Origin of the sequence: Methanoculleus sp. UBA413, from assembly GCF_002502935.1 — an archaeon.
Classification (GTDB): Archaea; Halobacteriota; Methanomicrobia; order Methanomicrobiales; family Methanoculleaceae; genus Methanoculleus; species Methanoculleus bourgensis.
The window spans coordinates 1-9,074 of the sequence record NZ_DAQR01000042.1 but is presented as its reverse complement, the minus strand read 5'-3'; the positions used below and the strand labels follow the sequence as shown (position 1 = coordinate 9,074).

6 protein-coding genes are annotated in these 9,074 nt (G+C 60.8%); 4 read left to right on the top strand and 2 right to left on the bottom strand.

The features are described from left to right. Nucleotides 1–459 precede the first annotated feature (459 nt). Together BP858_RS03050 and BP858_RS03045 are read left to right on the top strand one after the other, a co-directional pair. On the top strand, nucleotides 460–750 hold the full coding sequence (locus tag BP858_RS03050) for an ATP cone domain-containing protein (protein WP_238320493.1): 291 nt from the start codon (nucleotides 460–462) through the stop codon (nucleotides 748–750). A 468-nt stretch (nucleotides 751–1,218) separates the two neighbouring features. Further along, nucleotides 1,219–2,637 (top strand): MATE family efflux transporter, encoded by a 1,419-nt coding sequence (locus BP858_RS03045; RefSeq protein ID WP_014866639.1) that lies wholly within the window; start codon nucleotides 1,219–1,221, stop codon nucleotides 2,635–2,637. 76 nt (nucleotides 2,638–2,713) lie between these two features. Here BP858_RS03045 and BP858_RS03040 read toward each other — a convergent pair whose 3' ends face one another. Next, the gene (locus tag BP858_RS03040; RefSeq protein ID WP_286878812.1) at nucleotides 2,714–5,104 is read right to left on the bottom strand and encodes an ATP-binding protein; all 2,391 of its coding nucleotides are present in this window, start codon (nucleotides 5,102–5,104) and stop codon (nucleotides 2,714–2,716) included. A 296-nt stretch (nucleotides 5,105–5,400) separates the two neighbouring features. Between BP858_RS03040 and BP858_RS03035 the strand changes: the two genes are divergently transcribed. After that, nucleotides 5,401–5,964, top strand: coding sequence for a YbhB/YbcL family Raf kinase inhibitor-like protein (locus BP858_RS03035; RefSeq protein ID WP_286878811.1), 564 nt, complete (start codon nucleotides 5,401–5,403; stop codon nucleotides 5,962–5,964). 169 nt (nucleotides 5,965–6,133) lie between these two features. Here the strand turns inward: BP858_RS03035 and BP858_RS03030 are convergent, their stop codons facing one another. Then, nucleotides 6,134–6,775, bottom strand: a complete 642-nt coding sequence (locus BP858_RS03030; RefSeq protein ID WP_062262354.1) for a superoxide dismutase — start codon at nucleotides 6,773–6,775, stop codon at nucleotides 6,134–6,136. A 369-nt stretch (nucleotides 6,776–7,144) separates the two neighbouring features. Between BP858_RS03030 and BP858_RS03025 the strand changes: the two genes are divergently transcribed. Beyond that, nucleotides 7,145–8,710, top strand: a complete 1,566-nt coding sequence (locus tag BP858_RS03025; RefSeq protein WP_062262357.1) for a glycosyltransferase — start codon at nucleotides 7,145–7,147, stop codon at nucleotides 8,708–8,710. The last annotated feature ends 364 nt before the right edge of the window (nucleotides 8,711–9,074 follow it).

Here is a 9,074-nt window from a genome sequence, read left to right as displayed (position 1 = left end):
AGGCCGGGCGGGGTGGGGGTTTGTGAGTACCGCCTTGTGCGGGGAGGGGGCGTGCCCCCTATGAAATCAGTACCCCCGAGGCGATTCCCACCACGGTCCACTGCCCGAGGCGAGCTTGGGGAATCGGTCGCTTTCCTGCGTACAGCCTCCCGCTCTGCCCATGGATTCTCCCACGCGGCTTTCCGCGAGAGGCTGGTGTTCCATACCAGAACCCGCAAAATAAGATGCAATGCTCCATTAGTAGCCTTCCGGCAGCGCCGCCGCGCGCTACATGGCAGAGGAGGGGGCTGGCATGCTAGATTCCTGGCTTCGTTATCCTGCTTGAGCGGGCGATAGGCATGCCCGGGAGCCCTGGTATCAGGAATATCATTCTCTTTGGGGGACGCCTGAGGTAAGTCCCGCGGTGTGGACCGGAAGCATTATTATCCCCGGGTTCGTCCGGTGCCACGTCACCGGGAGGTGAGTGAATTGGTCGATGTTGTCAAACTCGATGGCAGGAGAGAACCGTTTGTGCGGGAGAAGGTCACCGTGAGTGCGATGAAAGCGGGTGCGCCGCCGGAGGAGGCCCGGAAGATCGGGGAGGCGATCGAGCGGGTCGCCTACGACGGTATGCCCTCCGGCGAGATCCGGGACCGGGTGCTCGAGCAACTCCGCGACCGGAACCCGGAATGGGAGCAGAACTGGCTCATGTACGACCGTGCCGTGAAGAAGCGCGGTGCGGCGGCGGTCGCGGGTCTGCCCGCCCGCTGAGATTAACCATTTTTGCGTGACATTGTCCCGGTCCGGGTGATTGGAGGCTCCTGGTGTCTGGTTGCTGCCGCCAAGGGGGAGTGGATTCTCCCCCACCCCAGTGGTGGTAGTCACCACGGTCCACTGCGTGGGATGATGCGGGGAAAATGCCTACTTCATCCATGCAGTCTCTCACCGCGCTTCACGGAGTTTCACCAGGTACCCGGGGCACTCCCCCCGGGATCCCCACCCTGCCGAAAGAAAACTATAACTACCAATCCGCGCCCACAGCTGTGTTGTATAGTCATATGCCGCCCGGAAACGGCAGAACGGGGACGGTTATAACCTGGCCGCTTTCATTTTGATCACCGATACCGGGCACATCTGGCAATCAGCATTCACAGAAAGGCACGATGTCCTACCCGCCCAGTAAAACGGTCCCGATTTTACCCGGGACCCGCGGCGTGGGCGCGCCAGCAGGCGATATGTATGCCAACAAGTGACTCAGAAGACGATATACCCTCTAATAACCAGAAAGATACAGAAGGAACACAGATACTCCTCGCCGATCCGAAAGCCGCGATCCTCAGGCTATCCCTGCCGATGATGGTCGCGATGACCCTCATGACCCTCTACAACGTCGTCGACGCGTTCTGGGTCTCGGGCCTCGGTGCCGATGCTCTTGCTGCTGTCGGGTTCTCATTCCCGCTCTTCATCATCACCATCGGGCTAGCCAGCGGCCTCGGCACCGGCGGTGAAGCAGCCCTCGCACGGATGATCGGCGCTCGTGATAGAATTGGCGCGAGCAGCGTCGCCATGCACACGATCCTCCTGATGACCATCCTCGCCGTCGCCGTCACCATCCCGCTCTCCCTCTTCGCAGAGGATATCTTCGTCCTCATGGGGGCGGGCAGTGCCGCCGGTCTTGCCACCGAGTACGCCAGAGTCCTCTTCCTCGGGACATTCGCCCTCCTCTTCGGCGAGGTCGCCTACGCGATCCTGCATGGGGAGGGTGATGCAAAACGGACCATGTATGCGATGGCGGCCGGCGCTGTGGCAAACATCGTCCTTGACCCGCTCCTGATCTACACCCTCCACATGGGGATCGCAGGTGCGGCCTGGGCAACCATCCTTGCAGAGGTCATCTCCGCCGTCCCGATGGCCTACTGGCTCTTTGTGAAGAGGGACACCTACGTCTCCCTCTACCTCAGGGAGTTCGCCCCCGACCCCGTGATTACACGCGAGATTCTGCAGGTCGGCTTCCCTGCCGCCGCCGAGCAGGTGGTGCTCGCCCTGATGACGCTGTTCTTAAACGGCATCGTCGTCCTCATATCGAGCACCGACGGCGTCGCCATCTACTCAGTCGGGTGGCGGGTCGTGAGTATCGGCTTAACCCCGATCCTCGCCATCTCGACGGCGGTGGTCGCGGTCACCGGTGCCGCCTACGGGGCGCGGGCATACGCCAAGATGGAGTCAGCCCTCCTCTTTGCCGTCAGGCTCGGGCTCGGCATCGGCGTGGGACTTGCCGTAGCCACGTTCGCCTTCGCTCCCCAGATAGCCGCAATCTTTGCGGGATCGGGCGACGCCTCAGCGATCGTCCCGGGACTGACAGCCTTCCTCAGGGTCATGAGCCTCGTCTACCCGATGGTCGGGTTTGGGCTCATCTCAGCATCGTTCTTCCAGGGGACCGGCCTCGGCGCACGTTCCCTTACGATCACGGTCCTGCAGAGCGTCGTGCTCTCGACCCTCTTTGTCTGGGTCTTTGCAATCGAACTCGGGTTCGGCCTTTCCGGCGTCTGGTGGGGTGTTGCCGCAGGCAACGCTGTCGGTGCGATGCTCGGGTACGCCTGGGCACGCCGGTATACAGCAGGGCTCAGGGTCGGGCAGGCAACGGCCGTGCCGGCATAAATAGCGGGGCGCCCCGGCCCCCTTATCCCGAACCCCTCACAGTGACGTGTGGGCAGTCAAAGGAGTCAACGGGGCGTCACTCTTCATACTCATCGTACTCGTCAGTTCCCGTGTGCACCACTTCCCGTAGTGTGAACCGGAACGCCGCCCCCAGGTCCGGCCTCCCGGAAACCCGGTCCTCAACCCAGATCCGGCCGCCGTAACGCGTAACAAGCGTCCCGACGATGTAGAGACCAAGCCCCTCCCCATACCCCTGGCTCCTGCCCTGCTGGAACCGGCGGAAGATCGTCTCTTTCGCGCCGTCAGGAATACCGGGGCCGGTATCCTCCACGGTCACCACCACCGTGTGATCGTCATCGGGACAATCCTCCACCCGGATCATGACCCGGGCGTCCGGTCCGCCGAACTTGATGGCGTTATCGATGAGGTTCGTAAAGATCTCGGGCAGAAGGTCATCTGCCTGGACCTCTGCCGTGGAATCCTCGAACGAGACGTCCGCTTCCGGGATACGGTCGAGTTCAGCCCTGATCACGTGGCTGAGATGGACCGGTTTAAGGTCGGGCGGCTCCAGGTGGATGCGCCGGATGGTCGCGACGTTCTGAAGGATGCCGGTGCTCTTCCTGACACTCTCCCTGAGTTTCTTCGCATACTCTGCAGCGTCTTCCTCCAGCATATCGATCAGGAGGTCGCAGTAGAGGCTCGCGACGTTCCCTGCGTTCTTGATGTCGTGGGTCATGATGTCCAGGTAGAGGTTTGTCTCGCGGTGGGCCGCCTCCAACCGTTTGTGGAGCATGCTCCGGAGGACACCTGAGCCGATCTCTCTCCCGATCGCTTCAAGAAGGTGGCGCTCCTCATCCTCAAGCCCCTGCCTTCCCTTGCTTCCCACAAACAGCGCACCGACAACGACCGACTCCGCAAGGATCGGGATGCAGGCAAGGGCAGACACCCCGAGCGATGCGAGGATCTCCTCCTCGACCGTGCCGGGCTTACTGCGCATTTCGATGTAGCGCGGCTGTCCGGCGATAAAGACAAAGTTCCAGGGCCAATGATGGACCTTTATCGCCCTGTTGCGGGAGAGATATCTCTTCGGGACGGCGTGGTGGCAGCGTGTGAGTGCCAGCGTCCGCTCCGGGTTGAGGAGGTAGGTCAGCCCCACATCGAAGACGAGCAGGTCCAGGGTCTTTGAGAGCGAAGTCTCAAGCAGTTCATCAAGCGAGAGGGACGATGCAGATACCCCCATAATCTGGTTGAGGATCTGAAGCTGCCTGTTTGCGGAGAGCAGCCCTTCGTTTGTCCTTTTCCGGCTCGTAACGTCCTGGATGGTCCCCTGGATGAGAACGGGCGTGCCGTCCTCGTTGCAGATGTTCTGGACAAATTCCCGGACCCACCTGGTTGTGCCGTCCTTTCGCACGACCCGGTAGACCTGGTCGGTGGAGAAGCCCGTAACCGCCTGCAGGCGGGCGGCGCTCTCCTGGAGGCGGGGGCGGTCATCCGGGTGCACGATCGCATCCCAGCGCACGGTCCCGGTGAGGAACTCACCCGCGGTATACCCGGTGATCGCCTCGACAGCACCATGGAAGAAGACGGGTTCAGAATCTACTCTCGTCTGGTAGGCTATACCCTGGAAGTTCTGGACGAACGAACGATACCGCTCCTCACTCTCACGGATCTGGCTCACCTCGTTCATCCTCCTGATGGTTCTGCCGAGCATATCCGCCGCAACCTGCAGGAGGTACTGCTCCCCGGCGTTGAAGACGTCCTCCGGGCGCGGCGAGGGTTCTGACAGGTAGGCAACTTCTATACTTCCCACCCTTCGCCTGTTCACCCGGATATCCACGGTAATCTTTCCGGGTGTCTCCCGGTAGCGATGGGTGTATACAGCACCGTCGTGCGTGATGCGGACACCCATCCGTTTGGGGTGGGGAAACCCGGACGGGAGGACCCGGGCGACCTCGCAGAAGAGTTCCGCGGGAGGGATACCGGGGGTATCGATCAACCGGGAGATCCTGTGCAGCGCCCGGACCCCTCGTTGATCTTCGCAGCCCCCCGGGAGCGGCGACGCATTGTCCACCTTCCGGCCGGTGACGTCTCGCATCCGGAGCACCCACATCCCCATGAAGGGTTCCTGTTCTATCTTCTGGCTGGAATAGACAAACCGCTGTTCCTCCCCCCGTGCGTTCTGCACTGGGAGTTCAAGACCCGGCACCTCAATCCCATCACGCACCGCGGCGAGGAGTCCCCGGGCGCTCTCGTGCTCCCGCAGGAGCGGCACCAGGTGCGTATCGAGAACCAGGGGTGCATCACACCCCAGGATCTCTTCCTCAGAGGTCGATAGGATATCCGCAACATAGGCGTTTACCCAGGTCACCTGCATATCCCGGTCGAGCACGAGAACTCCCACACCGGGCTCGTCGAGGATCTGAAATGCCCGCTCAGGGTGGGCGGATACTGGATCCGTTACGCTCATATGAGAATTCTGCCCCCTTGAAGTAATTATCGCGTGAAAATTATATTCATAAAATCATCTCCCGGGTGATAAGAGATTTGCGGTTACAGCCAGCCTGAACACTGATAATCAGCAGTTTCACCGGCAATGCAAACGCTATTATGATCCTCCTGGGGGCCTGATTCTGTCTTTCGCCGCCTCTCACCACCCTGCTCCTCCGGCGGGCCCGCTCAACTCCCCTAACCCCTATGCTCCTGCGGGCATCATCGGCCCCGGCAGTAATTCTTAAAGACTACCGTGTAACCAGAGCCCCTGCCATGAAGACTATGCTGACTGTTGTCGCCCTGCTCCTGCTTGTGAGCCTCACCGCGGGCTGTACCGAGGATGCGGGAGACCGGACACCCCCGCTTACAACGATGCCGGCGCTGGAGGTGCGGTCCGGTGCCTTCGCGAACGGCACATCGATACCTGTCCGGTATACCTGCGACGGGGAGGACATATCACCGCCGCTCTCCTGGAGCGGTGTGCCCGACAGTGCGGAGAGCCTTGCCCTGATCATGGATGACCCTGATGCACCGGGAGGAACCTTCACCCACTGGGTTGTCTACAACATCTCCCCGGAAGAGAACGGGCTTGCGGAGGGACTGCCCCGCGAGCAGCAGCTTCCCGGGGGTCCGCGCCAGGGAAACAGCAGTTTCAGCACCGCTGGCTACGGCGGGCCGTGCCCTCCTCGCGGGGCGGCGCACCACTATATCTTCCACCTCTACGCGCTCAATGTGAGCCCGGATCTCCCCAAAACCTCCGACCGGCCGGCCCTTGAGGCGGAGATGCAGGGGCACATCGTCGCCGAAGGGGTGCTCGTAGGAACGTATCGCCGGTAAGGAGGACGTTACAGGCCGGTGTGCGGCAGAGATGGAGCGGGGCGTTGCGGCCCCCTTCCCGGGCGGCGAAGAGCCACGTTCCACAGCCCGGGGAAAGGCCTGCATCATCCGGGCAGCCGCAGATAGCATCTCATGACCGTTTCCGGCTATCCCGGACAAAAAAAGAGTATCAGATCTTTTCTAACCGGCGGTTCACCTCGCCCCAGTTTGCGACGTTCCAGAACGCGTCGACGAACTGGCCCCGGTTGTTCTTGTAATCGACGTAGTAGGCGTGCTCCCATACGTCGAGCACCATCAGGATCTGGAACGTCGGGTAGACATTGTTGTTGTGCTTTTCGATCTGCATTATCATCGGGCGGTCTGTCATGGTGCAGTATGCCAGTGCTGCCCAGCCCGAGCCCTCGACGCTCGCGGCTGCCTTCGAAAACTCCGCCTTGAACCGGTCAAACGAGCCCCACTCCCGGTCGATCAGGTCCGCGAGAGCGCCGCCCGGGGTTCCGCCGCCGCCCTTACCGGCCGGCGCCATGCCCGGCCAGAAGAGGGTGTGCAGGATGTGGCCGCCGATGTTGAACGAGAGTTCCTTCAGGAGCGCTTTCATATCGACGTCGGTTCCTTCCCGTCGCGCCTTCTCCAGTCTCTCAAGGTTCGCATTCGCCCCAGTCACGTAAGCCTGGTGGTGCTTATCGTGGTGCAGGGAGAGTTGCTCCTTTGAGATATGCGGCTCAAGGGCATCTGGCGCGTAGGGCAGGGGTGGCAGTTCATACTTCTTCAGCGATTCTGTGACTATCTTCTGTGCAGTCATAGCTATCATTTCAAAAGATGAGGAGGATCTATTTCATGGTGCCGGTCCAGGCTCGGCCCCGCACAGGATCCTTCCTTCCTGTCTCCGGGTGCCGGAGAATGGTCGGGCACGCTATCGTGGTATACAGGTCTCCTGGAAATCTCATCTGGCGGCTTTTATCCTCAAAAACCCCGTTTCGTCCTTCCAGATTCCTGGAACGGTGGTGCAATCCTGACCGTAAGGGTTAAGTGCGCTGGTACGGTGGATGGTATCGACTGCCTCGCGTGCACTGTTGCACAGAAAAGCCGGCCTTGATCTCCCCGGTCCCGGGCCTGACGGTGACCGGACCTGCCGGGAGGCATCCCGCATATCTCACTACCCGATAACGGTGAACCCCCTATGAGGACGGCAGCACGTATCTCGCTCTTTACCGCCACGCTCATGGTGCTGATCATACTCGTTCTCTTTCGGGATCTTCACCTCATACTCATCGAGGCCGGGTGGGGTTTCTTCGCGCGGGTGCTCTCTCTTCTCCTGGTCGCTGTCGCCCTCTTTGGTGTGATCCAATTCGTAAGCTACGCCGACCACCTCCTACGGTCATTCTATGCCTATCCCGGACGCCCCATGCTGCCGCCGCGAGAGAGGGGGCCTGCTGCCTCCCGCATCGCCGTATTCATCCCGGTCTACAACGAGGATCCGTGCGTGGTCGAGTCCTGTGTCCGGGCATGTACGGGGATCGCCTACCCGGAGGTCTGCATCTACCTCCTCGATGACTCCGCCGATCCGCAGAAGCGCATGGCGATGCAGGAGATCGGCCGTAAATACTGCCTTCGCTACATTCACCGCGGCCACCGGCAGGGCTTCAAGGCAGGGGCAATCAACCACGCCCTCGCTCTCCTCAACAGCGACACGCCGTATCTCCTGGTGATCGACGCTGACCAGAAAGTAAAACCAACGATCCTTGCCGAACTCGTCCCGCTCCTTGAGGCCGACCCGGGCGTATCCTTCATCCAGACTCCCCAGTTCTTCCGATCGGAGCCGCATGACCCGATAAGCGTCACGTTCTCATACCAGCAGCATATCTACAACAAGCATGTCTGCCGGGGACTCTCTGTCAACAATACCGCCATGCTGACCGGTTCAAACTGCATCTTCCGGGTGAGCCACCTCATCGCTATTGGGGGGATGGATGAGACGTGTATCGCCGAGGATATCGCCACCGCCTTTGCGTTCCATCTCCGGGGATACCGCGGGATATTTCTCGATACCGTATATGCGGAAGGTATCGCGCCGCCGAACCTTGCGGCCTACTTCACGCAACAGTTCCGCTGGGCATACGGCAACACCCGGCTCCTCGGGACGATTCTCCGACAGATCATAAGGTGCCCACGGTGCATGGCCCCGTTGCAGTGGCTCGAGTTTGTCGTGATCGTCTCGATCTACCTCTTTGGCGGGATGAACGTTGCGCTCTTCCTCCTCCCCGTCGCCACGCTGCTCTTCGGCATCCCGATCCTGCCGGTCTGGCTCCCTCTCGTCTTTGCCGTGGTGCTGATCGTGGTGATCGCGATCCAGGTCATCATCAGCATCCGTGAGCGGCACTACTCCCTGCGCGACCTGGCACTCTCGCAGGCGATCTTCAACAGCCTTGCATTTGTCTACAGCCGGGCGATCTGGTACGCCGTCTCGGGGAAGCAGGTGCCGTTTGTCGTGACGCCCAAGGTAGCATCACAGTCCACCGGCCGGTCCCGTGTCAGGATTACGCCGGTCCTCATCGTGATTGCGGCCGTCCTGGTCTCGATGCTTGCCGGCACCGCGAGGCTTATCTCGGGTGGGTTGGACGCCGGTATGGCAATCCCGCTCTTCTGGGCCTGCTATACGCTGGTCGTCCTCTCATCGTTCCTGGTGGTCTGGAGGAGGGATGCGAAGAAAGCGCCTGGGAAGCGGTATGGGCTGACCCGGCGGTAATGGTTCAATGGGATCTAAAATTTCGCATAAAAATCCTCTCAAAATTTGAAACGGAGTTCAGTTTGCTGCGCTCTAAAATGCGACATACCAGCGGTGAATCGTCCTACGGGATTTTTCATCGGTTGCGCCTGTGGCCGAACGCGGCCTCATCGGCGTTTTCCATAATAACCTCCCCGGTTTGGGCAACGGGGGTCCTGGCTCTGTTCCATCACGCCTGGGCACGGCTTTTGTGGGGAGGGGGCTCGCCCATATGCGCTAACGTTCGGTATGGAGACTCGTGAGGATACCGTCCAATCCAGGAGACGAACGTCGGTTTCGGGCACTATTGGTGGTCTGCGGGCAATCGTCCAGTTCTCCTGATCCT